19 protein-coding genes, 1 tRNA gene, 1 rRNA gene and 1 riboswitch are annotated in these 24,248 nt (G+C 49.7%); of the genes, 8 read left to right on the top strand and 13 right to left on the bottom strand.

Annotated elements, in window-relative coordinates:
- Positions 1-55 precede the first annotated feature (55 nt).
- From rrf to RRV97_RS06645, 3 genes are all read left to right on the top strand, one after another.
- Positions 56-169, top strand: a 5S ribosomal RNA gene (gene rrf, locus RRV97_RS06655).
- 380 nt (positions 170-549) lie between these two features.
- Positions 550-837: a ComEA family DNA-binding protein gene (locus tag RRV97_RS06650; protein ID WP_049323884.1), complete on the top strand. Its 288-nt coding sequence runs from the start codon at positions 550-552 to the stop codon at positions 835-837.
- A 176-nt stretch (positions 838-1,013) separates the two neighbouring features.
- Positions 1,014-1,508 (top strand): type IV pilin protein, encoded by a 495-nt coding sequence (locus RRV97_RS06645; RefSeq protein WP_315611073.1) that lies wholly within the window; start codon positions 1,014-1,016, stop codon positions 1,506-1,508.
- Positions 1,509-1,580: 72 nt separating this feature from the next.
- Here the strand turns inward: RRV97_RS06645 and RRV97_RS06640 are convergent, their stop codons facing one another.
- From RRV97_RS06640 to metK, 7 genes are all read right to left on the bottom strand, one after another.
- Positions 1,581-2,405, bottom strand: coding sequence for an undecaprenyl-diphosphate phosphatase (locus tag RRV97_RS06640; RefSeq protein ID WP_315611072.1), 825 nt, complete (start codon positions 2,403-2,405; stop codon positions 1,581-1,583).
- 44 nt (positions 2,406-2,449) lie between these two features.
- The gene (locus tag RRV97_RS06635) at positions 2,450-3,091 is read right to left on the bottom strand and encodes a thiol:disulfide interchange protein DsbA/DsbL (RefSeq protein ID WP_315611071.1); all 642 of its coding nucleotides are present in this window, start codon (positions 3,089-3,091) and stop codon (positions 2,450-2,452) included.
- A gap of 11 nt (positions 3,092-3,102) precedes the next feature.
- Positions 3,103-4,212, bottom strand: a complete 1,110-nt coding sequence (locus tag RRV97_RS06630; protein ID WP_315611070.1) for an SPOR domain-containing protein — start codon at positions 4,210-4,212, stop codon at positions 3,103-3,105.
- Positions 4,213-4,366: 154 nt separating this feature from the next.
- Positions 4,367-5,863, bottom strand: coding sequence for a YifB family Mg chelatase-like AAA ATPase (locus RRV97_RS06625; protein ID WP_315611069.1), 1,497 nt, complete (start codon positions 5,861-5,863; stop codon positions 4,367-4,369).
- A gap of 13 nt (positions 5,864-5,876) precedes the next feature.
- Positions 5,877-6,197, bottom strand: coding sequence for an accessory factor UbiK family protein (locus RRV97_RS06620; protein WP_070823276.1), 321 nt, complete (start codon positions 6,195-6,197; stop codon positions 5,877-5,879).
- A gap of 124 nt (positions 6,198-6,321) precedes the next feature.
- Entirely contained in the window at positions 6,322-7,386 is a 1,065-nt protein-coding gene (locus tag RRV97_RS06615; RefSeq protein ID WP_315611068.1) for a DUF1176 domain-containing protein, read from the bottom strand.
- A gap of 157 nt (positions 7,387-7,543) precedes the next feature.
- A complete protein-coding gene (gene metK, locus RRV97_RS06610; RefSeq protein ID WP_049351011.1) occupies positions 7,544-8,713 on the bottom strand; it encodes a methionine adenosyltransferase in 1,170 nt (389 codons plus the stop codon).
- A 173-nt stretch (positions 8,714-8,886) separates the two neighbouring features.
- Positions 8,887-8,997, bottom strand: a riboswitch (SAM-I-IV-variant riboswitch).
- A gap of 108 nt (positions 8,998-9,105) precedes the next feature.
- On the opposite strand from metK, the gene RRV97_RS06605 reads away from it, so the two are divergent.
- Entirely contained in the window at positions 9,106-9,987 is an 882-nt protein-coding gene (locus tag RRV97_RS06605) for a lysophospholipid acyltransferase family protein (protein WP_315611067.1), read from the top strand.
- A gap of 48 nt (positions 9,988-10,035) precedes the next feature.
- On the opposite strand, the gene RRV97_RS06600 is transcribed toward RRV97_RS06605, so the two are convergent.
- Positions 10,036-10,112 (bottom strand) — tRNA-Pro (locus RRV97_RS06600).
- Between the two features lie 206 nt (positions 10,113-10,318).
- Here RRV97_RS06600 and recC point away from each other — a divergent pair.
- Together recC and RRV97_RS06590 are read left to right on the top strand one after the other, a co-directional pair.
- A complete protein-coding gene (recC, locus tag RRV97_RS06595; protein WP_315611066.1) occupies positions 10,319-13,618 on the top strand; it encodes an exodeoxyribonuclease V subunit gamma in 3,300 nt (1,099 codons plus the stop codon).
- 3 nt (positions 13,619-13,621) lie between these two features.
- On the top strand, positions 13,622-14,128 hold the full coding sequence (locus RRV97_RS06590) for a thioredoxin family protein (RefSeq protein ID WP_315611065.1): 507 nt from the start codon (positions 13,622-13,624) through the stop codon (positions 14,126-14,128).
- A gap of 114 nt (positions 14,129-14,242) precedes the next feature.
- Here RRV97_RS06590 and lapB read toward each other — a convergent pair whose 3' ends face one another.
- A complete protein-coding gene (lapB, locus tag RRV97_RS06585; protein WP_003684462.1) occupies positions 14,243-15,412 on the bottom strand; it encodes a lipopolysaccharide assembly protein LapB in 1,170 nt (389 codons plus the stop codon).
- A gap of 25 nt (positions 15,413-15,437) precedes the next feature.
- Positions 15,438-15,761, bottom strand: a complete 324-nt coding sequence (locus RRV97_RS06580) for a lipopolysaccharide assembly LapA domain-containing protein (protein ID WP_036490154.1) — start codon at positions 15,759-15,761, stop codon at positions 15,438-15,440.
- 213 nt (positions 15,762-15,974) lie between these two features.
- Here RRV97_RS06580 and ilvE point away from each other — a divergent pair, with 213 nt between their 5' ends.
- Positions 15,975-16,973, top strand: coding sequence for a branched-chain-amino-acid transaminase (ilvE, locus tag RRV97_RS06575; protein WP_101755255.1), 999 nt, complete (start codon positions 15,975-15,977; stop codon positions 16,971-16,973).
- A gap of 1,086 nt (positions 16,974-18,059) precedes the next feature.
- Positions 18,060-20,300: a right-handed parallel beta-helix repeat-containing protein gene (locus RRV97_RS06570; protein WP_315612243.1), complete on the top strand. Its 2,241-nt coding sequence runs from the start codon at positions 18,060-18,062 to the stop codon at positions 20,298-20,300.
- Between the two features lie 91 nt (positions 20,301-20,391).
- On the opposite strand, the gene metE is transcribed toward RRV97_RS06570, so the two are convergent.
- The 3 genes from metE to iscX form a co-directional block, all read right to left on the bottom strand.
- Positions 20,392-22,668, bottom strand: coding sequence for a 5-methyltetrahydropteroyltriglutamate--homocysteine S-methyltransferase (gene metE / locus RRV97_RS06565; RefSeq protein WP_315611064.1), 2,277 nt, complete (start codon positions 22,666-22,668; stop codon positions 20,392-20,394).
- 89 nt (positions 22,669-22,757) lie between these two features.
- A complete protein-coding gene (metF, locus tag RRV97_RS06560; protein WP_049323818.1) occupies positions 22,758-23,639 on the bottom strand; it encodes a methylenetetrahydrofolate reductase in 882 nt (293 codons plus the stop codon).
- 168 nt (positions 23,640-23,807) lie between these two features.
- Positions 23,808-24,005 carry a Fe-S cluster assembly protein IscX gene (gene iscX / locus RRV97_RS06555; RefSeq protein ID WP_315611063.1) on the bottom strand — a complete coding sequence of 66 codons (198 nt, stop codon included), beginning with the start codon at positions 24,003-24,005 and terminating at the stop codon, positions 23,808-23,810.
- Positions 24,006-24,248: the final 243 nt, after the last annotated feature.

The following is a 24,248-nucleotide window of genomic DNA, read 5'->3' as shown; positions in this document are numbered from 1 at the left end:
ATTCAGTCATCACCGAATAATTGATTAAGGCTTTACCGATTTGTAACAGTTTAAGTTTGGCGGCCATAGCGAGTTGGTCCCACGCCTTCCCATCCCGAACAGGACCGTGAAACGACTCAGCGCCGATGATAGTGTGGTTCTTCCATGTGAAAGTAGGTCACCGCCAAACACCCATTCCGAAGCCCCCGACTGATGTCGGGGGCTTTTTATATGCCTGTCGTTTCTATCGGTTTGGCGGCAGAATTGGGATAACAGGTGTTGGGGTCAAACATTGGGATAGTGATGTACCGGTGTTTATGGAGTATTCGTGCATCTTGGCATTTGAATTAGAAATATTTATCCTGTTGTTATTCTTGCACAAAAGTACCGAAAGTTACGGTTAACCGTTTGGAATGTTTGAAATCGAACGGTATTTGCGTTAATATGTCGTATGCATTTATATGGAATGGGGCCGTGTTCTACTGTCGTGTGGCAGTGTCGGCGGGGTGGGGAAAACCGTCCTGCAGACGGCCCGGTTGATTCAATCTGACACGTTATAGGAAAACCCTGATGAAGAAATTTTTATTTGGTGTAGTTGCCGCCGTTTGTACGGCGTTCTCTTTGGCTGCCGTGAACGTCAATACGGCCTCTTCTGCGGAACTGGAGGCATTGCCGGGTATCGGCCCGGCTAAGGCGAAGGCGATTGTGGAATACCGTCAGAAGAACGGTGCGTTCAAATCGGTGGAGGAGCTGAAAAACGTGAAGGGCATCGGTGATGCGGTGCTGAACAAGTTGAAGGCGGAGGCGACGGTTTCTTCTGCCGCGCCTAAGGCCGCCCAACCTGCCGTGAAAAAATAAGCCGGACTCTGCCTGTATGCCGCCCTGCGGCCGAACCGTTTGCCGGTTGGGCCCCGGGGCGGCTTTGTTTGGGGCGGGAATAAAGCTTGAACCAGTGGGGGCTTTACATTGGGTTAAGGGACAAACGGATAGCCTCTTGTTGGATGGGGGATATAAAAGATAAAGGGAATAAAGATATGTACTTAAAAGCATTTGACGGAAAACGGAATGGAGCAACTGTGCAGAGGGGGTATTCTTTGGTACAGCTGTTGGTGGTGATGCTGCTGGTTTCGATCTTGGCGATGACGGCCTTTACGGCCTATCGGGAATCGGTCCGCTCGGCCAACCTGCGTGCGGCGCATGCCGCGCTGCTGGAAAATGCGCGCTTTATGGAGCAGTTCTACGCGAAAAAGGGCAGCTTTAAGCTGACGTCGACGAAGTGGCCGGAGTTGCCGGTGAAGGAGGCGGGCGGTTTCTGTATCAGGATGAGCGGCCAGGCTAAGGGGATTCTGGAGGGTAAGTTTACTTTGAAGGCGGTGGCGCTGGACAGGGAGGCGGAGCCGAGGGTGCTGCGCTTGAACGAGTCGCTGACGGCGGTGGTGTGCGGGAAGATGAAGGGGAAGGGCAGCTGTGCGGACGGCGAGGAGATATTTAGGGGCAATGATGCGGAGTGTAAGCCTTTTATGGGGTGACAATAGGGTGGAAAGGAGATAAGAAAGAAAAAAGGACGTGCTCGGGCACGTCCTTTGGTGAATGAAGAGGGATTATTCGCCCCAGCTAACCCAGCCCAACATCCAAGTAAGGAGAATCAGACCACCAAATACAATACGGTAGTAGGCAAAAGGAACATAGTTTTTACTGGAGACAAATTTCAGCAAAGCTTTTACTGCAAACAAACCGGCGATAAATGCTGCGATAAAACCGATGGCAATTTGTCCGACATCTTGCAAAGTAAAGAGTTTGTAGTTTTTTAAGATGTCGTAACCTGTTGCCGCAATCATCATCGGTACGGCCAGGAAGAAGGAGAATTCAGTAGCTGTTTTACGTTCCAGCCCCCACAACATACCGCCCATGATGGTACTCCCTGAACGTGACGTACCAGGGATAAGGGCACAAATTTGGGCGCATCCTACAACAAACGCGTCGATTGGACGCATATCATCTACATGATTGACTTTGGGTTTGGCTGTTGCTTGGCGTTTTTCAACCCATAAAATGAAGAAGCCACCTAATACCAGCATGGTAGCAACGGTAATCGGGTTGAAAAGATGCAATTTAATTTGTTTACTGAATAAGAGGCCAACAATCGCAGCAGGGATGAACGCGATAAATAAATTCAGCACAAAGCGATTGGCTGTTCGCTCTTTGCCTAGTCCTTTTATGATATGGGTAAATCGTTGGCGATATTCGAATACGACGGCTAATACGGCACCGAGCTGGATGGCGATTTCGAATACTTTTCCGTTGCTTTGGAAATTCATTAAGTCGCCGAATACAATCAAGTGACCGGTACTTGAAATGGGGAGGAACTCGGTTAAACCTTCGATAATACCGAGAATAAGTGCTTTAAATAAAATCAGGATGTCCATAAGTTTTCAGACGGCCTTGAGGCCGTCTTTCTTTTGTTGAATAGTTAAAGTGGTTTTGAGGATTGTTCGCGGCGGACTTTAATGATGAGCTCGTCTATGGTTTTCGTACCGGCTTTCCAGTCGCTACCGCTGAAATTGACTTTGTATTTACCACCGACAATGATAGTTGGTGTGTTTTCAATTCGATAAGTTTCCGTCAATTGCTGCATTTTTGCAGCAGCCGATGCGGCAGCAGGGTTGTTGTAGGCTTGAAGCAGTTTTTTACTGTCAAAACTTGTCTGTTTACCGACCCATGTGCGGAATACATTTGCATCAGCCAAGTTAATCTTCTGTTCGTAAACGGCTGTGAAGATGACTGGATTGGCCTGATATTTTAAACCTGAAAGATTGACGGCAGCGGCTACCTTGGCCAAGCCCAACATTTCAGGCATCCAAACGACGTGTTCTGTCCGTAAGGAAACATCTTTGGCGAAGGTTTTGCTGTGTTGCAACAAAACCGGATCGAGATGGTAACAATGGACGCAGAAGTAGCCGAAAAATTCTAGCACTTCAATTTTTCCGGCTTGCTGCTGCGGGATAGGGCGACTAAGAACGGTATAGTCCACGCCTTCGGTAGCAGCCTGCGCACTCAGGCTGAGCAGGCTCAGGCTGAGTGTGGCAATAGTTTGTTTCATACGCTGCTTCATCAGTGATTCCATTATTTGGTAGAACGAATCAAGCTGTTGATATTATGGCCTTGCAGGTTTTTTTGCAGTTTCACAGCGGCTTCCTGCGGCATGGTGTTACTTTGAACTCGATAAATAGTTTTGTCGCCGTTTTGCGATTCCACCACTTTGGAAGACACACCTAAAATAGCCAATTTTGCACGTTGTGAATCTGCGCTGGAGCGGTCTGCATATGAACCAAGTTGCAGGAAGGCTTTTTTACCGCTGTTGGCAGCTGCTTCGGCTTTTTCTGAAGATTGTTTGCCAGCGGCGTTGCTGCTTTCTTTTGTTGCAGCGGCATTTGCAGCTTTGCGTGCTTTTTCGATGCTGCCGCTGTTGAGGATTTGCTCAGGTGTCGGCTTGTTTTGTTTCTTGGCTTCGGCCGCTTTTTTCTCAGCCAATTTGCGCTCGGCACGCTCTTTTTGTTTGTCGGTCAGTTGGTCGGCCGCTTTTTTGTCTTTTGCAGTTTTATCGGCAGCTTCTTTTTCAGCTTTGGCTTTTTCTGCGCGTTTTTTTTCTAATTCGGCTTTTTTCTCGGCCAGTTTTTTCTTGGCGGCTTCTTTTTCTGCTTCCGCTTTTGAGGCTTTTTCTTTGGCTTCACGTTCGGCTTTGTCGGCGGCAGTTTTGTCTGCTCTTTCTTTGGCTTCACGTTCGGCTTTGTCGGCGGCGGCTTTTTCAGCTTTTTCTTTAGCTTCGCGTTCGGCTTTTTCTGCTTCAGCTTTATCCGCCTTTTCTTTGGCTTCGCGCTCGGCTTTTTCCTGAGCCTCTTTTTCTGCTTGTGCCGCTTTCTCTTCAGCTTCTTTGGCAGCCTTTTCAGCCGCTTCTTTTGCTTTGGCTTCTTTCTCCGCCGCTTCTTTTTCAGCCTTGGCTTTTTCTTCATCTGCTTGGGTAGATGAAGTGTCGGTAGCCGGGCGTTTCTCTGCTTTGTCTTGAGGTTTCAGGATTTCAGGTTCTTCGCTTTGTTTAGGCTGAGTCAGCTCTTTGAAAACGTTTTGGTTGCCTTGGTTCAAGAAGAACAAAATACCGGCAATAATACCTGTTGCCAGCATCAGGCCTAAAAAGAAACCAGCCAAGCCTTTGCCATATTGTGTAGATTTTTTCATGACTTACCTTGTAATAATGCGTTCAGACGGCCTGAAAGGAGACTGTCTGAGTTTGGATTCGATATTTTATCAATAACCGTTATAGACGGCAAAATCCTGATGCTTTGTTTACTCTAGTTTTACTTAAACATAAAGATTCAGGCCGTCTGAAAAGTTAAAGGGCGCGACGGAAGCCGATAGCTTTCATCACATGTGTTTTGCTGACTTCTTCGTCGCCTGCCAAATCGGCCAGCGTACGGGCGACGCGCATAATGCGGTGGAAACTTCGAGCGGAAAGGGACAGTTTTTCAAGCATGGTTCCCAAGGCTTCTTGCGCTTCTTTTTTGATACGGGCTTTGCCATCGAGCTCGCTGACACTCAGTTCGGCATTGACTTTGCCTTGTCGGCTGTATTGGATTTTGCGTGCGGCGGTAACGCGTTCCAATACGGTGGCACTGGATTCGCCTGCTTCTTGTTGCATTAACTCGGCAGCGGAAAGGCTGGGTACTTCGATGGTTAAATCAATACGGTCGAGCAATGGCCCTGAAATTCTGTTGCGGTAGCGGGCAACACTTTCAGGTGTGCAGCGGCAAGGTTTGGACGGATGACCGAGATAGCCGCAAGGGCAGGGGTTCATGGCAGCGACGAGCTGGAACTTGGCCGGATAAACGGCTTGGCGTGCAGCGCGAGAAATATGGATTTCGCCGTTTTCCAAAGGTTCGCGCAACACTTCTAATACTTTACGGTCAAACTCGGGCAATTCGTCTAAAAACAACACACCATGGTGCGCCAATGAAATTTCGCCCGGACGAGGGTCTGAACCGCCACCTACCATGGCGGCCGAGCTGGCACTGTGATGAGGGCTGCGGAAAGGGCGGTTGCTGTCGAGTTGCTGTTGATGGTTAGGCAGGAGCGAACGCAATGCCCAGACTTCGACCAATTCGTCTTCGGTCAAAGGCGGAAGGATACCGGGCAAACGTTGCGAAAGCATGGATTTGCCCGTTCCCGGAGGGCCCATCATCAGTAGGCTGTGTCCGCCTGCCGCGGCGATTTCCAAGGCGAGGCGGGCGGTATGTTGGCCTTTGACATCGGCTAAGTCGGGTATTTTACTTTGTTCAGACGGCCTTCGTGGCAGTTTGCATTCGGTTTGTGTCAACGGTTCGATACCGTTTAAATGGGCGGCCACTTCACCCAAAGAACGCGCGCCATAAACTGCAATGCCGCGCATGACGGCAGCCTGTTCGGCATTTTCTTGCGGCAAGACGAACGAACGGCCGGCCTGCATTCCCTGCCATGCCATGGCCAGTGCGCCGCGTACGGGACGTAGCAGCCCGGACAGCGCCAATTCTCCGGCAAACTCGTATTTCGCGAGCTTTTCAGGGTTGATTTGTCCCGATGCGGCAAGAATGCCTAAGGCAATCGGTAAATCGAAACGGCCGGATTCTTTGGGGAGGTCGGCCGGTGCGAGGTTGACAGTAATTTTCTTGGCGGGGAAGTCGAAGCCGCTTTGGATGATGGCAGCACGCACGCGGTCGCGGCTTTCTTTGACTTCAGTATCGGGCAAACCGACGATATTGAAATGTGGCAAGCCGTTGGCAAGGTGGGCTTCCACTTCGACCAACGGCGCGTTCATACCGCTTAAAGCGCGGCTGTAAATCAAAGCAAGCGACATGTTTCAGACGGCCTTATTCGGCGGCTTCGGTTTGTTGTGTGATTTCGGCAACTGCTTCTTCGGCAGCGGCTTCGGCAGCTTTCAAAGCAGCTTCTTCAGGCTCTTGGGCGGCTTCGAGTTTGGCCAAACGGGCTTCCAATTCGGCCAGCTTGGTACGGGTTTTAATCAAAACCTGTTGTTGGATGTCGAATTCTTCTCGGGTTACCAAATCCATGCGGTTGAACGCGCTGCCGAGCATGGCTTTGACGTTTTTTTCCATGTCTTTGGCAGGGCTGTTGGCGATGGTTTCGCTGATTTTTGAGCTGACTTCTTCAAAAAGTTGTTTGCCGAACATAATCCGTATCCTTTATTCAGAATGTATATAGAAATTCAAGTGGCTATTGTATAAGGAAAAAGGCCGTCTGAAAACGGGAATTTTGAGACGGCCTGTGCTTTCTATCGTAAATATTCCGTGTCTTTTAACGCTCAACACAGGCTTCAAAAACAGGCATCAGCCATGCGCCGCCCGTGAAGCCTTTGCAAGAACCGGTGGTGTATTCCTCACTGCGGACAAACGTTTTACCGTCCCATACCGCCGTATTGCCCGACCAGCAGTCGCCGATCCCTCGGCCTTTGAAGCTGCCGCTAAGGGTGGCTGTTTTCTCATCGAATCCGCCGTGCCCGCCGTATGTCATTGGTGGTAGCACTTGTTCGATTTTGGTTAATTTTTTGTCGGCAATGGCATAGTAGCCGCTGGTTTGATAGGCTCCGCCGATACAGACGGCCTCCACCAAAACTTGTTGTTTATTGAGCGGATAAATATTCAGGCTGCGGTTCCAACCCATTTGCTCTTTATTGTGCAGGGCGTAACAGTAATTATCGTCGCCTTCGGAAACGCGGTTGCTGTTGCGCAGCAGCTTCATGACGGCGCTGTGGCGCGGTGTGTCTTGTTCCAGTATATCGCCTGCTGTTTTCGGCACGGCAACGGCGCGGATGACGGGTTTGGGCTGCGGGCTGAGGACTGCCTGACTGCTGTTGCCTTTGCGTATCAGCGCGGAAGGCGTGTTCAGACGGCCTTGGAATTCGTCCGCTTTCAACATTGCCGCCGCCGCGCCTTTATCGGACAAATGCCATTCATATTTTCCAGAGCGGATGCTGATTTGGCTTTCTTTTTTCAACGCTTCGAGTAAGGCGTTGGTTTGCGCGCTACTCAATTTGCCTTGGCCTTTTTTATTGAACGCTAATTTGCCCAGTGATTTGCCGTTCAGCATCAATTCGCTGCGGGCCGCCACACGGGCGAGCTGACGCTCATCGTCATGAAATGGCAGCAGGGAAACTTCGCCGGCAACGGCGGAGTTCACCCCCGCTTTTCGGGTAAACAAGATGGAAACCGGCGTTTCTGTTTCATCCGCCTGATATCCGGCAAGACGGCAGGTACCGGTATTGTCGCAGGCAATGTCCCAGTCTTGGTAATTTTGATAAAAGCCTTGAGGCGGAGCAGCCAGTGCGGTGGCAGGTAAAACAGCCAGCAGCCATTTTTTCATGAGGTATTCTTTCAAATTTATTTATGTAGATTCACAAAGACAGCATAGCAATCCAAAGTTTGTTACGCTGTTTTGTGAAAATACGATGTGTCGTTCTGAATATTGAGATGTAAAAAAGGCCGTCTGAAACTCCCGTTCAGACGACCTCCATGCTTTTTTATACGCCTGCGGCTGCTTTCAATGCGGCTGCTTTGTCGGTGCGCTCCCAAGTAAATTCAGGCTCTTCACGGCCGAAGTGGCCGTAGGCGGCGGATTTGCTGTAAATCGGGCGCAGCAGGTCGAGCATTTGGACGATGCCTTTTGGACGCAGGTCGAAATGTTCGCGAACCAGGGCAATCAGTTTTTCTTCGCTGATTTTACCGGTGCCGAAAGTATCAATGGAAATCGAAGTTGGTTCGGCAACGCCGATGGCGTAGGAAACTTGGATTTGGCATTGGGTTGCCAAACCGGCGGCGACGATGTTTTTCGCAACATAGCGGCAGGCGTAGGCGGCGGAACGGTCCACTTTGGACGGGTCTTTGCCGGAGAATGCGCCACCGCCGTGCGGAGCCGCGCCGCCGTAGGTATCGACGATGATTTTACGGCCGGTCAGACCGCAGTCGCCTTGAGGGCCGCCGATAACGAAGCGGCCGGTCGGGTTGATCAAGTATTTGGTTTCGTCGGTCAGCAGTTCAGACGGCAGAACCGGTTTGATGATGTGTTCGATCACGGCGTTTTTCAGCTCTTCGTAGCCGATAGACGGGTCGTGCTGGGTGGACAGGACGACGGTGTCGATGCGTTTTACTTTGCCGGTTTCGCTATCGTAAACCACGGTCAGCTGCGCTTTGGCATCAGGACGCAGCCAAGGCAGGCGGCCGTCTTTGCGCAATTCGCTTTGACGCTGCATCAGGCGGTGGCTGTAATAGATGGCAAACGGCATCAGGGTAGGGGTTTCGTCACAGGCATAGCCGAACATCAAACCTTGGTCGCCTGCACCTTGATTCAGGTCGATGCCTTCGCCTTCGTTCACGCCTTGGGCGATGTCGGGAGACTGTTGGTCGTAGTACACGCCGACCGCGCAGCCGTTGGCGTCAAAGCCCAGCTCGGAGGAGTTGTAGCCGATGCGTTTGATGGTTTCGCGTGCGACTTTGATGTAGTCTACTTGGGCGGTGGTAGTGATTTCGCCTGCCAATACGCACAAGCCTGTGTTGACCAAGGTTTCAGCGGCGACACGCGCTTTTGGGTCTTGCGCCAAGATGGCATCCAAAATCGCATCGGACACTTGGTCGGCAACTTTATCCGGATGGCCTTCGGATACCGATTCGGAAGTAAACAGATATTCGCTCATTGCTATTCTTTCATTAAAAACAGGCTGCTGTGTTTTCAGACGGCCTTTTATTTCGGACAGCGGAAATCATAACAAAAACTCCGCTTTTTCTCTATACAAGTGAGAAACATTCGCACTTGCCTACTGTTTCGGAATCCTGTTGCGCGTTTCTTACAGGCAAAAAAATTCCCGCATTAAGCGGGTTTGGATTGCTCTGGCGAGCCACATCGGTTTTTCAACCGTCCACCTTACCTTTCCGTTTGAAAAGCAGGTTGGCATGGAATTCCCAACTCTTAATGCAGCGCGGATAGTAGCAGAAAAGCAGGTGTGCCGCAATATATTTGCCCGAAGTCTGTTTTGTTCAGACGGCCTGTTTCGTTTACAATCTGTCCACTTCATTTTGGTAAAACCTTATGCAAACGCTTGTTACCTTTGTTTTTAAATTTTTGGCCGCGCTGCCTTTGGCTTGGTTGCACAAATTAGGCAATCTGCTGGGCGGTTTGGGTTTCCGCGTGCTGTCGAAAGATCGCCGAAGGGTATTCGAAAACATGACACTTGCCGGTTTGAACCCGACGGACGAGGCGGTGAAAAAAGTTTTCCGTGAAACGGCAAAAGGCGGCTTGGAATTGCCGGTGGCGTTTTTCAGACGGCCTGAAGAAATTGAAAACCTGTTTGTCAGCGTCAACGGTTGGGAACATGTTCAGACGGCCTTGAGCGCGGGCGAAGGTTTGCTGTTTATCACGCCGCACATCGGCAGCTATGATTTGGCGGGCCGCTACATCAGCCAGCAGCTGCCGTTTCCGCTGACGGCGATGTACAAACCGCCGAAAATCAAGTCTTTTGATGCGGTGATGCAGGCAGGGCGCGTGCGCGGCAAGGGCAAGACTGCGCCGACCAGCATTCAGGGCGTCAAACAAATCATCAAGGCCCTGCGCGGCGGCGAAGCGACCATTGTGTTGCCGGACCATGTGCCGTCTCCGGAAGAAGGCGGCGACGGCGTGTGGGTGGACTTTTTCGGCAAACCTGCCTACACCATGACGTTGGCGGGCAAGCTGGCGCAAGTTAAAGGCGTGAAGGCTTTGTTTTTCTGCGGCGAGCGTCTGCCCAATGGTAAAGGCTTTGTCTTGCACATCGAGCCATTGCGCGGCGAGTTGAACGGCGATAAGGAGAACGATGCGCGCGTGATCAATGAAAATACCGAATATTGGATACGCCGTTTTCCGGAACAATATTTGTTTATGTACAACCGCTACAAACATCCCGAAGGCGCGCCTTTCCCGCCGCCGGAAGTATAGGCTTGCCGAATGTAAAAAACCTGCTTGGATTCAAGCAGGTTTTGTATTTGGTCGGAATGAGAGGATTCGAACCTCCGACCCCTTCGTCCCGAACGAAGTGCGCTACCGGGCTGCGCTACATTCCGAATGTGGGGAATTATAGGATAGGAGGAGCCGGTTTGTACAGGGGGTCGATAAATAATTAATAATTGGCCGCCGATGGATTTGTTTTGTTTTAGGCCGTCTGAAGCGATGTGTTTCAGACGGCCTGTGTTTTTGTTTGCTGCTTCTGCTGAAGCATTTGTCCTAATGGCATTATAATGTGGGCAATTGTTTTTTTAGATTGTCTGCTATGTTTTATCTTTATCAGTCTGACCGTTTGGAAGCGCTTGCCGAAATGTGCGCGCATATTCATCAGGCCTTGCCTTTGGATGCGGTATTGGCGCAGGAAGAAGTAGTGGTGCAGAGCCAGGGGATGCGGCGGTATCTGAATGTGTTTTTTGCGCGCAAACTCGGCGTGGCGGCGAATTTGAAGTTCAGCCTGCCGGCCGGTCTGGCGTGGCAGCTAATGCGCAAATTGGTTCCCGATGTGCCGCCGCTCAGCCCGTTTTCGCCTGAGGTCATGCGTTGGCGTTTGCTGGATTTGTTCCGCAGCGAAGCGTTTCAGACGGCCCCGGAATGCGAAAACGTGCGCTTGAAGCTGGAAAGTTATTTGCACAGCTCGGCATCGGCGGATTATCAGCTTGCCGGACAAATGGCGGATATTTTCGACCAATATTTGGTGTACCGGCCGGATTGGATTGATGCGTGGCAGGCCGGGAAGCTGCTGGGTTTGGGCGATGATGAGGATTGGCAGGCGCGGCTGTGGCGTTATTTGGACGATGGCAGCCAATCCGCGCCGCATCGCGTGGCCTTGTGGGAAAAGCTGTTGGCGCAGTTGGATAAATCGGTCTTACCGCAAAGGTTGTTTGTATTCGGCATTTCGACAATGGCACCGATGTATCTGCAACTGCTGCACCAAATTTCCAAGCATTGCGATGTTTTTGTGTTTGCGCTCAATCCGAGCAGCCAATATTGGGGCGAGGTCATCGACGAGGCGCAGATTTTGAAAAGGGGCGATGAGGCGGATTTGTCGCAGGCAGGGCATCCGCTGTTGGCTTCTTTGGGCAAGCAGGGGCGTGATTTCTTTGATTTTCTGTCGGAAGTGGAAACCGAGCAGGATATTCAGGTTTATGAAGAGGGAAAAGACGATACCTTGTTGCATTGCCTGCAAAACGATATCCAAAACTTAATCATGCCGTCTGAACGCTTATACCAACAGGAAGAAAGCGAAGCAGGCGCGCAGCCGGCTTGGGTTCAAGTCCACGATGCGGACGGCAATCCGGTGTGTGTCGAGCCGGACAAGCTGCTGAACGACGGCTCGGTCAAAATTGTTGCGGCGCACAGCCCTTTGCGCGAATTGCAGATTTTGAAAGAAGAGCTGTCGCTGGTGTTGCAAAATAATCCCGACTGGCAGCCGCACGATATTGCCGTTTTGACGCCGAACATCGAGCCCTACAGCCCATTTATCGAAGCTGTTTTTGGACAGGAGCAGGCCGGCAGCCAGGCTTTGCCGTATTCGATTTCGGATGTAAAACTCAGCCGCCGCCAACCCTTGCTGTATGCTTTGGCGCAAACTTTGGATTTGCTGGAAAGCCGGTTTGAAGTGGACAAGGTTTTACCTTTGCTGGAAAGCCGGTTGGTGCTGCAACGCTTCGGTTTGAGCGAGGAAGATGTGCCGCTGCTGCATGAGGCTGTTGCCGGATTGAATGTGCATTGGGGTTTGGACCAAACCATGCGCGAGGGCAAAGACAACCTCTTTACTTGGCAGCAGGCGGTAGAGCGTTTGGCCTTGGGCTGGATGCTGCCCGAAGGCGGCCACGGCATGTGGCAGGGCGTGAGCGCGTGGCATAGCAACGTCAACCAGTTGGACGTGTTCAGCGGTTTTGCCGAATTTATCCGTACTTTGGCCGATATGGCGGCGCAATGGCAAAAACCTGCCAATGTGGAAGGCTGGGTGCAGCGTTGCCGCGATTTGCTGGAGAAACTGTTTGCACCGGATACGGACGACCAATACGCCAAGCAGCAGTTTGAGCAGTCTTTGGCGAAATGGCAGGAAGAGGCGCAGTTGGCCGAATTTGACGGATTGTTGCCGTGTAAAACCGTTATCCGCCATATCCGCCGCTTTTTGGACAGCGAAAGCCAAGCCGGATTTTTGAGCGGCGGCATTACTTTTTGCAGTATGGTGCCGATGCGCAGCCTGCCGTTTAAAATGGTTTGCCTGCTGGGTTTGAATGACGGCGATTTTCCGCGCAATACCAAAGCGGCGGTGTTCGACCTGATTGCCAAACATCCGAAAAAAGGCGACCGCGCCCGCCGCGACGACGACCGTTATCTTTTCCTCGAAGCCTTAATCAGCGCGCGCGAAATGCTGTATTTGTCTTATATCGGCCGCGATATACGCAATGATGCCGAGTTTGCGCCGTCTTCGTTAATCAGCGAGCTGCTGGATACTATTGCCGCCATGACGGGGAAAAGTGGGCGCGAGTTGGCGGAGAAATGGGTGAAACATCATCCTTTGCAGGCGTTTTCACGCCGTTATTTCCAAAAGGACGCGCTTTCAGACGGCCTCTTCAGTACGCGCCAAGATTACGCCGATGCGCTGAACCAACCGCCAGTAGAAGCGCAGCCGTTTTTCCTTGAGGCTTTAAGTCAGGAAGAGCCGGGCAAAACCATTCAGCAGGGCGAGCTTATCAGTTTTTGGCGCAACCCTGTCAAAGTTTGGTTGAAGAGAAATTTAAGCTGGGATCAGCCGTATTTGGACGGCGCATGGGAATCTGCCGAACCGTTTGAGCCGCAACATGAAGGCCGGATTGCCGATGCCTATTTGGATACGCGGCGCAAAGGGGAAGATTTTGAAGATACGGCCATTCGGCTGAATGCAGAAAGCCTGATGCCGGTGGGCGAGTTGGGCGGCTTATGGCAGAAGCAGTATCAGATATCTGCGAAAAACGTAGATGCCGAGTTGATACGCAGCAACAAAAGGCCGTCTGAACCTTATGAATTACACTTTGACGACTTGGTTTTACAAGGCACCATCGGCAATCTTTACGAATGCGGACGCATTGTGTTCCAAAACCAAAAAGACAATGCGCCCAACCGCATTGCCCGTTTATTGGAGCATTTGATTTTTTGCGCCGTCGCCCCTCAATCCGTTGCCAACCGACAAACCTATATCATCAGCCTGGGACAGACCGAAACCTATGCCGCCATCGGGCAAGAGGCGGCGAGGGCACTTTTGAAAGAATGGTTGGTATATTTCCGAATCGGACAAAATACCCCCTTGCCGTTTTTTGCCAAAACCAGCCTTGCCGCTGCGGAGGAGTACAGCAAGAAAGAAGATTGGGATGCTGTCTTGAGAAAAGCCTATGAGATTTTTAACGGTAATAAAATGAACAAAGCGCAGAAAGAATATACCGAAGTGAAGCTGGTGTTTGGTCATTCGAACGAAGCGCCGCTTGAAGAGCCGCTATTTGAAAACCTTGTCGTCAATCTGCTTGTTCCGCTTTTGAACAACGCGGCAGGGAAAAACAATGCAACAGAACAGGAGTAAAGCATGGCCACTTATACAGAATATTTGGATTTTGATACCGAAGAAGACAAATTGAAACAGCAGCAGCTCTATCAGGCGACCGAGCTATCGGCGCAAACGGCAGCAGAGGTTAAAAAGATCAGTCGTCCGCAAAACTGGCTGCTTGCCGCTGCGCCATATTGCCCCGATTGCCGCGTGTTTGTGCCGTTTATTCAAAAAATGGCGGAGTTGAACCCCAATATCCGCGTCAACTATATTGCCCGCAACGATTTTGACGACAGCAGCCGTTTTGAGAATCCTCGCCAACAGGAAATCGTCCGCGCCAATCAAAAAATTCCTGCGCTGTTCCTGATGGGTCATGAAGAGGCCGGGCCTGTGTTTAACGAGTTTCCGCAAGTGGTGTTAAATCAAATTGCGGCAGATGAAACCCGTCGCACGGAATTGCGCGATGCGTACCGTGCCGGCGAGTTTAATGCCGATATTGAGGCTCAGCTTGTAGCGGCCTTGGCATGGGCAGAGCAGCGTTGTTGAGCAAATATTGCCGGTGTGTGAAGCCATGTTTTGAACCGCTTTGATATTTTGCTTTTTCATAAAAAGGCCGTCTGAAAAAATTTCAGACGGCCTTTTTTCATGCTTAACGCTTGATTAAATTTCGATTTTATTCGGCGTAAAGGTTTGCCATTTGTTGCAGGCCGGGCAGTGCCAGAAGAAGACTTGGGATTTGAAGTGGCAGTTGCGGCAGCGGTACATGACACTTTTTTGCAGCTGGCGGCCGATGATGGAACGAATCATATCGGTGTCGGCTTTCCACTCCGGATTCATACTGCTAAGTTTCAAACCAAGCAGGCGGTACACGCCGTTGAGGTCGGGTTTTTGGCGGACGAGTTCGACAGCGATTTGCGCCGCTTCGGTTTCGCCTTTGAGCAGCAGGGCTTTCTCGTAAATGACGTTGATCAGGTCAAGATCGGGAAAGGTCTGCATATAGCCGATGAGGCGGTTGAGGCCTTCTTCCTGTTTGCCTTGCGCGGCATAGGCTTCATAGAGTTTCTCGCCGACCATGCTCAAATAGGCGTGGTTTTGCTGCTCGATGGCGGAATACGCTTCCACGGCGGCAGGGAAGTTGCCCTGACGGTATTCGATGTCGCCGAGAATGATGTTGGCGCGCGTACATTTTTTGTTGGCTTCGAGCGCTTTGCCGATGTTGTAGCGGGCGGCGTCGAAGTTGGATTTAAACAGCGCGGCTTGGGCGATTTCGCAATAGAACTGGGCGATTTCAAACTGGTAGGTTTGTTCGTCATGGCTTAAGAGCTGTGCCATCTCGATGGCTTTTTCCCAGTCGCGGTCTTGCTGGTAAATACTCAAAAGGTGTTGGCGGGCTTCGCGTGCCATATCGCCTTCCTGCAAACCTAAAAAGATTTGTTCGGCACGGTCCACCAAGCCTGCGCTTTGGTAGTTTTGCGCCAATTCAAAAAGCACGCGTGCGCGTTTTTCGTTGACGGTGTCGGGCGAATCGAGCAGGGCGCGGTGCATATTGATGGCTTTGTCGTTTTCGCCGCGTTGGCGGTAGAGCTTGCCTAAGGTCAGGTTCAAGTCGTATGACTGCGGCTGCTGGTCGATGACTTCCGCCAATTCGCGCGCGGCGCGGCCGCTGTTGCGGTCAACGAGGGCGTCAAGGCTTTTGTAAAAGCCGGCCGGTATGCTTTTGGCCTGTTTCAGGACGGTCTTCATATCGACGCGCGCGGCAAACCAGCCCATAGCGAAGAAAACGGGGAGGAGGACGATGGGCAGTAAGATGACCCACAATTCGTTGTCCATGGTATTCCTTTATTGATTGGTGGCGTTACGCTTTGGGAGCGGTTTCGGAAGCTGTTGCCGGTGTTTCGGTTTTGACCGGAGTCAGGTCTTTTTCGGAAAGGTGGGCGTATTTTTTCACTTCGGCACGCAGGCGGTTGTTTTCGCTGCGCAGGGTCAGCAGACGGCCGAAGAGGGCAAACATACCGAACACGATGCCGATAATAAAGGCGCCGAAAAGCACGACAATCAGCGGCAGATTGACGTTTTGGCCGGGCAGGTAGAAGAAGGATACGGTGTGGGTATTGGTGATGGCCAGCAGGAGGAAAACAAGAAGAATCAGGATTTTGATGATGGTATAGATGAGTTTCATGGGTTGCTCCGGGTGGGCCGCGGTTGGTGCAGGCCGTCTGAAAAATGGTATCAGTTTAAACGATTTGCCGGATTTCGGATAGGACGGTATGTTTCAGACGGCATGGGAAGAGTGCCTTTAATGCTGACGGGTACTTGTCAAACCCATATTGAAAGGCGTATTGTTCAGTCTTTAGTTATTATCTTACAAATCAGAATAAGAAAGGCAATCATCATGAGCAGACCAGTCCCAGCCGTATTCGGCAGCGTTTTCCACGCTGAAATGCCCGTTATCGCTTATCGTGAAGGTAAATGGCAACCGGTAGAATGGCAATCTTCCAAAGACCTGACACTCGCCCCGGGCGCACACGCCCTGCATTACGGCAGCGAATGTTTTGAAGGTTTGAAGGCATTCCGTCAGGCAAACGGCAAAATCGTGATGTTCCGCCCGACCGCCAACATCGCGCGTATGCAGCAAAGCGCAGATATTCTGCACCTGCCGCGTCCTGAAACAGAGGCTTATTTGAATGCTTTGATCGAATTGGTCAAACGCTCCGCCGAGGAAATCCCTGACGCGCCTGCCGCTTTGTACCTGCGTCCGACTTTGATCGGTACCGACCCTGTGATCGGTAAAGCCGGTTCTCCTTCCGAAACAGCCTTGCTGTACATTCTGGCTTCTCCTGTCGGCGACTATTTCAAAGCCGGTTCGCCCGTTAAAATCTTGGTGGAAACCGAACACATCCGTTGCGCCCCGCACATGGGCCGCGTGAAATGCGGCGGCAACTACGCTTCCGCCATGCCTTGGGTATTGAAAGCCAAAGCAGAGCACGGGGCAAACCAAGTATTGTTCTGTCCGAATGGCGACGTTCAGGAAACCGGCGCGTCTAACTTTATCCTGATTAACGGTGATGAAATCATTACCAAACCGTTGACCGACGAATTCTTGCACGGCGTTACCCGCGATTCCGTACTGACTGTTGCCAAAGATTTGGGCTACACCGTTACCGAGCGCAACTTTACCGTTGATGAGCTGAAAGCAGCTGTGGAAAATGGCGCAGAGGCAATTCTGACTGGTACGGCTGCGGTCATTTCTCCGGTAACTTCTTTCGTGATTGATGGCAAAGAAATCGAAGTGAAGAGCCAAGAGCGCGGTTACGCAATCCGTAAGGCGATTACCGATATTCAATACGGTTTGACAGAAGACAAACACGGCTGGTTGGTCGAAGTTTGTTAAGTAGCACGCAGTTAATATAAAAGGCCGTCTGAAATATTTTTTCAGACGGCCTTTTTTTATTGGTTTTTTGATGGGGAAAACGATAATAAAATGCTAAATTTTTTAAACAAACGGTAGTATTTTAAGATAATCGGTATATAATGCGCAGTCATGTTGTAAAAATACACATTGAAAATATCGAATTTTATTGATTTTTCGATGAAGTTAAAAACAATTATAGATATTTATTTCGTATATTTTGTAAATTTAGTTAAATTTGGAATGCTAAAGGCATATTGTGTTAGAATTTCCCTCCTTTTGGGCTTCGCGGAATTAACTCTGTCACGCCAAAAAGGAAAACAATACAAGATAAAACCATTTTTATTTTGCTATAAAAATCAAAAATAACTTAACTTTGGATGAACTAATCAATTAAAAAGGGACTCTGATACATTTCCGTCAAAAATAACCGGACACATGGTACGCGGACAGATTGCCTATAAAAGTCATCCAAGGGTTCTGTCTAAACACCATTACCGTTTCCAATCAGAAAACCGGCAGAAGGGGAAACGCTGCCGAGTTTCTCAAAGTGGCCAGCTTCGGTTTGGCCTTTATACAGGCAATTGCTGTTACGACAGAATCCGTCTTACCTCTTTAATCAATCGACTTTTTTGTCGCACGCTTGTGCGGTGGGAAAGGCGATATTCGATACAAGGAAATACGCTGATTATGTCACATAAACTTGCTCCTCTTGGCCGTACCCACATTCGTCACGGCTCATCCACACCTGAAGCAAATTCCAAATCATCTTCTCCTCTAAAAGAATGGATACACACCCACAATTGGGGGGATATGCCGTCGGTTTCTCCTGAGCTTAAGCAATTAAGCGGTAAAAATACGGTAACGAGAGAAGTAGTGCATGTGGCGGAGGCAGCAAGATTTGACAGTTCTTCATCATCTTCAGACGGCCTTGTGACCAAAATGCATGTTGCACGGGCCAGCGTTGCTTCTGTAAGCAGCGTTTCCAGTAAACATACCATTGCGCCTAAAGTGGCGAGCAAACACGTTGTTTCAAAAGAGCCGGTAAACAAGCCGGTTAATCAATCGATGGAAAAAGTCCTGGCTGAAAGGCAAAAAGTTTACGAAGAAGCCAAAGCAAAAAAAATAGCCGAGGCTGCCGCCGCCAAAGCAAAGGCTGTCGAGCGCGCAAAAGAAGCGCATAAAGCGGCAGTCGAAAAAGCGGTTGCAGAGCGTAAAGCCAAACTCGAAGCCGCACGCAAAGAAAAAGAGGCGGAAGACAGAGTTGCCGAAGAAAAAGAAACCGTTGAGATTGTCCATAAAAAGAATCTGAAGGATTCAGACGGCCATGACAAAATAGCGGGCGTTTCTTCCGGTAAAAAAGCAATCAATAGCCACGACGGCCACCTCAGTTCGGGTAAAGAAAACAAAATTGACGATCATGCCGAAAGCAGGGCCGGTGTATCTGGAAAATACCGCGTATATCAATCTAAAGAGTACGGTAATTATGTTCGCGTGAATGATTTTGGTGCCGATGCACAGGGTAAAAAAGATAGTCTTCAGGCATTTAAAGCGGCTTTAGAAGCGGCTCATAAAGAAAAAGCCATGGTCTTCTTGGATGGTACTTACTATATTTCCAACCAGATTGTGATGGATAAAACCGTTTCCGGCGCACGCGGTTTGTTTGGTTCGGGGATGGGTAAAACCAAAGTAACGTTTGATAAGGCGCAGACGGGCGTGTTCAATCCGGACACCAACCATGACGATATCCGCGAATTTGCCGGTATCTTGATCGATGGGCAAAACAATAAAACCATTGCCGATTTGTCAGTTCAATATACCAACCCTGATTTTTACCGCAAAGGCTTAAGCTATTTTGGCAAGGTAAACGGTATTTTGGTCAACGATGCGGACAATACTTTAATCAGTAAAGTAGAGGTTTCCGGTGCCAACCGCGCTGGTGTGATGTTTACCTCGACCGCTTCTTTGGAAACGGAAAAAGGCCATAAGCTGACCTTTAAAGAGCGCGTGCAAAGCGGCGAAATTGATGAAAAATACGAAGCGCTGCCTTTGGGTGAGAACAACCGTATTGTCGATTCGTATCTACACCACAACCGCGTTGCCGGTGCGCTGATCGGTTTCCAACAAAACTTTATCGGCGAGGGCAACCGTTTGGATTGGAACGGCCACGAAGCGGACGGCGGTACCGGCTACGGTATGGCTGTGGCTGCGGGCAGCTACAATTACGGCATCACATACCGTAAAAACACAACCGACCACAACTACCGCAAGGGTTTGGATGTGCATGATGGCACAGGCATTGTCATTGAAAACAATGTGTTAACGGGTGATAGGCTGTATGGTATTGTCGCCTACAACCGCCAGTTTTCTATGGATAAGGTCAAAATTACCGGCAATACCATTATTCAAGATCCGAGCTTCCGTTTGAATGTTGATGATGACTTGGGCAAGTACTACCACATGTATTCAGGTATTCAGGTTCAAACCAATACCCAATACAGAGATTTGCACTCGGCTGACAAAGGCTATTTTGATATCAGCGATAATGTCATTAAAAATCTGACGGTTTATCAAAATAATATTCAGACCTACGCGATTGAGTTCCGTAACCATGAAAGCAAAATGGATTACACACTCAATATGGCAAACAACAAGATCAGCGGCGAATCCACTAAATATCTGATTGCCGTCATCAACGATACCTACGACCGTGTTTTATCTAAAAACGGCATGGGTAGCGGTACCATTACCATCAGCGGCAATGATGCCGATATCGGCAAGATTATGAAAGGCGCGGTACCGGTTTATGTGGAAGAACACCATGGCAATGTCGCTATGCATGGGGCGGTAACGATTCACAACAACAAAATTTCCGTGCGTGAAGAATCTGCCGGCTACGTCGAATTTGCTTATTTAAAGAGCAATGCCAAAGAGTACAACATCACCAATAACACATTGAAACTTGGCGGTGATTTGAATGATGCTTTGATAGACGTACACAGTACCAACCCTAAGGGTAAAGCATCTTTAAATGTGGCCAACAATAAAATCATGACGGACATTAAAGGTGAACTATATGATTCATGGCTGCGCTTTGAGAATGACATCAACACGTATTCTGAAGGCAATAGCCATAACGGCGCGGCACTGAAAAAAGTGAATACGACCGGCAGTAAAGTGACATTGAGTGATGTTCTGTCGGAAGCCAACCATATTGTCGAAACGACTAAAGAGACTGTGTATCACCATACTCAGAACGTGTATACATCAGGAGTGGAAGAACATCATACAACGACAGGGATTTTGTAAGCTGTTGAAGTCGTAATCTTTATGTTTTAAATATCGATAAATAAAAAAAGGCCGTCTGAAAATTTTCAGACGGCCTTTTATCTAACTCACATTATTTAGCCAGTTCGGCACGCAATTTGTGGGTTACGTTCATCATCACTTGGAGTTGTTCCAGAGTTTCTTTCCAGCCACGTGTTTTCAGGCCGCAGTCTGGGTTAACCCACAGACGTTCAACCGGTACAACCTCGATGGCTTTGCGCAACAGATGCTCAACTTCAGCTTCAGTCGGTACACGTGGGCTGTGGATGTCGTAAACACCTGGGCCGATGTCGTTCGGGTATTTGAACTCGCCGAATGCAGTCAAGAGCTCCATGTCGGAACGTGAAGTTTCGATGGTAATGACGTCAGCGTCCATAGCGGCGATGGCAGGCAGGATGTCGTTGAACTCAGAGTAGCACATATGAGTGTGGATTTGAGTGCTATCTTCGCAACCGGTAGAGGACAGGCGGAAAGATTCGCCGGCCCAGTTCAGGTAGGCATCCCAATCGGCACGTTTCAAAGGCAGACCTTCGCGGATGGCAGGTTCGTCAATTTGGATGACTTTGATGCCGGCTTTTTCCAGATCCAATACTTCGTCGTTCAGAGCCAGTGCGATTTGTTTGCACACAGTAGAGCGAGGAATATCGTTGCGCACGAAAGACCATTGCAGAATGGTTACAGGGCCGGTCAACATACCTTTCATCGGGCGTTTGGTCAGACTTTGAGCGTAAGTAGACCAAGCGACAGTCATGGCTTCAGGACGGCTTACGTCACCGAAGATGATAGGTGGTTTAACGCAGCGTGAGCCGTAGCTTTGTACCCAGCCGTATTGGGTGAATGCAAAACCGCTCAACAGTTCGCCGAAGTATTCAACCATGTCGTTACGCTCGGCTTCGCCGTGTACCAGTACGTCCAAGTCCAGTTTTTCTTGCTCTTCAACTACCAAGGCGATTTCTTTTTTCATCGCGGCTTCGTAATCGGCGGCAGACAGTTCGCCTTTTTTGAAGGCTGCACGTGCTTGGCGGATTTCGGTAGTTTGTGGGAAAGAACCGATGTTGGTAGTCGGCAGCAGAGGCAGGTTCAACCATGCTTGTTGCGCTTTGATACGGTCGGCAAATGGAGATTTGCGTTGGTCCGCGTTGGTAGGCAAATCGGCCAGGCGTTTGGCAACGTCTGCACGGTGGATTTCGCTGCTGTTGGCACGGGAGTCGGCAGCAGCTTGGCTGGCGGCCAGTTCTTCGGCAACAGAATCACGACCTTCGTTCAATGCGGCTTTCAGAACGCGCAATTCTTGGGTTTTTTGCAGGGTGAATGCCAACCAAGAGTACAGGTCAGGTTTGTTGGCTTTCAGTTTTTCTTCAACTGACAAGTCAAATGGAGTGTGCAGCAGAGAGCAAGAGCTGGAAATCCACAAACGGTCGCCCAGTTTGGCTTGCAGAGGCTCAACAGTTTCCAAAACTTTGTTCAGGTTGGCGCGCCAAATGTTGCGGCCGTCGATAACGCCGGCAGACAGAACTTTGTCGTAGTCGGCAAATGCGTCCAGTTGCTCGGGAGCGCGTACCAAGTCGATGTGCAGGCCGTCAACAGGTAAGGATTTCAGCAAGGCAGCGTGTTCTGCAACAGAACCGAAGTAAGTGCTCAACAGGATTTTGGCGTTTACTTTGCTCAAAGTGGCGTAAACGTCTTTGTAGGCTTCCACCCATTCTTTAGGCAGGTCGACAGCCAAAGCAGGTTCGTCGATTTGAATCCATTCGGCACCGGCTTCAACCAAAGCGTTCAGGATTTCAACGTAAACAGGCAACAGTTTAGGCAACAGGCTCAGACGGTCGAATTCGACAGCGCCTTTTTCTTTACCTACCCACAGGAAAGTCAATGGGCCGACGATGGTCGGTTTGGCTTTCAGGCCCAAAGCTTGGGCTTCTTGCAGTTGTTGAACGTAGTGTTTAGCGTTGGCTTTGAATTCGGTATCGGCGTGGAATTCAGGCACCAAGTAGTGGTAGTTGGTGTCGAACCATTTGGTCATTTCGATAGCGAATTGGTCTTTGTTACCACGCGCCAGTTGGAAGAATTGTTCCAAAGACAGGTTTTGGCTGTCGAAGCCGAAGCGGGCAGGGATGGCACCGGTGGCAACTTGCAGGTCGAGGATGTGATCGTAGAAAGTGAAATCGCCTACGGCAACGTAATCAGCGTTGGCAGCAGCTTGGTGTTTCCAGTTTTTCTCGCGCAAGTCTTTAGCAACAGCCAGCAATTCTTGCTCGCTGATTTCTTTGCGCCAGTATTTTTCTTGTGCGAATTTCAATTCGCGGAAGGCACCGACGCGCGGGAAGCCTGAAAAATGCAATGTTGTCATGTTAACTCTCCTAGTTGGAATTTTGAATCAGGCCGGTATGGCCTGAATGTTCGATATTGTAAATCAGAATGGGGAGGCCGTCTGTTTTATTAACGCGGACGCACGCCCAAAATATGGCAGATGGCGTAAGTCAGTTCGCTGCGGTTGAGGGTGTAGAAGTGGAAGTCTTTGACACCTTCGCGCGAGAGGACTTTGACCATGTCGATGGCGATGCTGGCGGCAACAAGGTTGCGCGTGCCTTGGTCGTCATCCAAACCTTCGTACATTTTAGACAGCCAGCTTGGGATTTTGACGTTGGTCACTTGGGCCATTTTGGTCAATTGTTTGAAATTGGTTACGGGCAGGATGCCGGGAACGATTTCAACGTCAATGCCCATCATCACGCAACGGTCGCGGAAGCGCAGATAGCTTTCCACGTCAAAGAAGAATTGGGTAATAACGTGGTTTGCACCCGCATCGATTTTGCGTTTCAGATTGATTAAGTCGGCTTGTGCGGATTTGGCTTCCGGGTGCACTTCTGGATAGGCCGCTACGGAAATGTCAAAGTCGGCAACGGAGCGCAACAGCTTGACCAAATCTTCGGCATAGAAAGGTTTTTTCTCGTAGCCGGGCGGCTCGTCGCCACGCAAGGCGACAATGCGGCGGATACCGCTGTCCCAATAATCTTTGGCGATTTGGCGCAACTCGTCAGGACTGGCATCGATACCGGTCAGGTGGGGGGCTGCATCAAGGCCGGTTTCTTGTTTGATGCGTTTGACGATACTGTGTGTGCGGTCGCGTTCGCCGGAGTTTGCACCGTAGGTTACGGAAACAAATTTCGGATGCAAAGTTTGCAGGCGATGGATGGAATCCCACAGCATGGTTTCCATTTGTTCGTTTTTCGGCGGGAAAAATTCGAATGAAACATTGATGTCGCCTTTCAAATCAGAAAGGCTGTTGTTTAAAGCAGCGATTTCTCGAGCATGATTCATGGTTATGCACCTTCTGCATATCTTTTATTTGTTGTCAGACTGCATAATAAATTTGAGGTTGGTATGAGTCAATTTCGAAATTTTCTGAAATTGTATGAATAGATTTAATAAAGACCTCAGGCCGTCTGAAAAACAGCCTGAGGTCTTGTTTGATGAAAAGGGAAAAGGTTATTCCGCTTCATCTATCCAGGCTTGTTGCACGGCTTCGAGAATGCGTTCGCCGCAACGCGCCGGATCATCTTCAAATTCAGGCAGTGCCATAATCAAATCACGCAGTTGGGTAAAACGCACGGTTTTCGGGTCGATGCTGTCGCCGTGTAAATCGTAGAGTTCTTCGGCGATGCGTTGAGTATCTGTCCATTTCATGATGTGTTCCTTTATTGGGTTTCGACTATTGCCAATTATTTTAATCAAGAAGAAGTCGGACTGCCAGATTGTTTTACGGAAGATGGGCAGATAAATGATGGCGCTATTTTTTAACAAAATAGCATAGTTGCGTTAAAATACGGCAAGACACTTAAAATTCACGGCATATTCCCTTTGAATCTGCCGTTTTATACTTTCTATTCCGTTTTGAATGATTTGGTTTCCATGCAAAATTTACATTTT

The sequence above is a fragment of the Neisseria sp. DTU_2021_1001991_1_SI_NGA_ILE_055 genome (genome assembly GCF_032342915.1).
Taxonomy (GTDB): domain Bacteria; phylum Pseudomonadota; class Gammaproteobacteria; order Burkholderiales; family Neisseriaceae; genus Neisseria.
The sequence above is the reverse complement of the archived record's forward strand: the minus strand, read 5'-3'. Positions and strand labels throughout refer to the sequence as shown.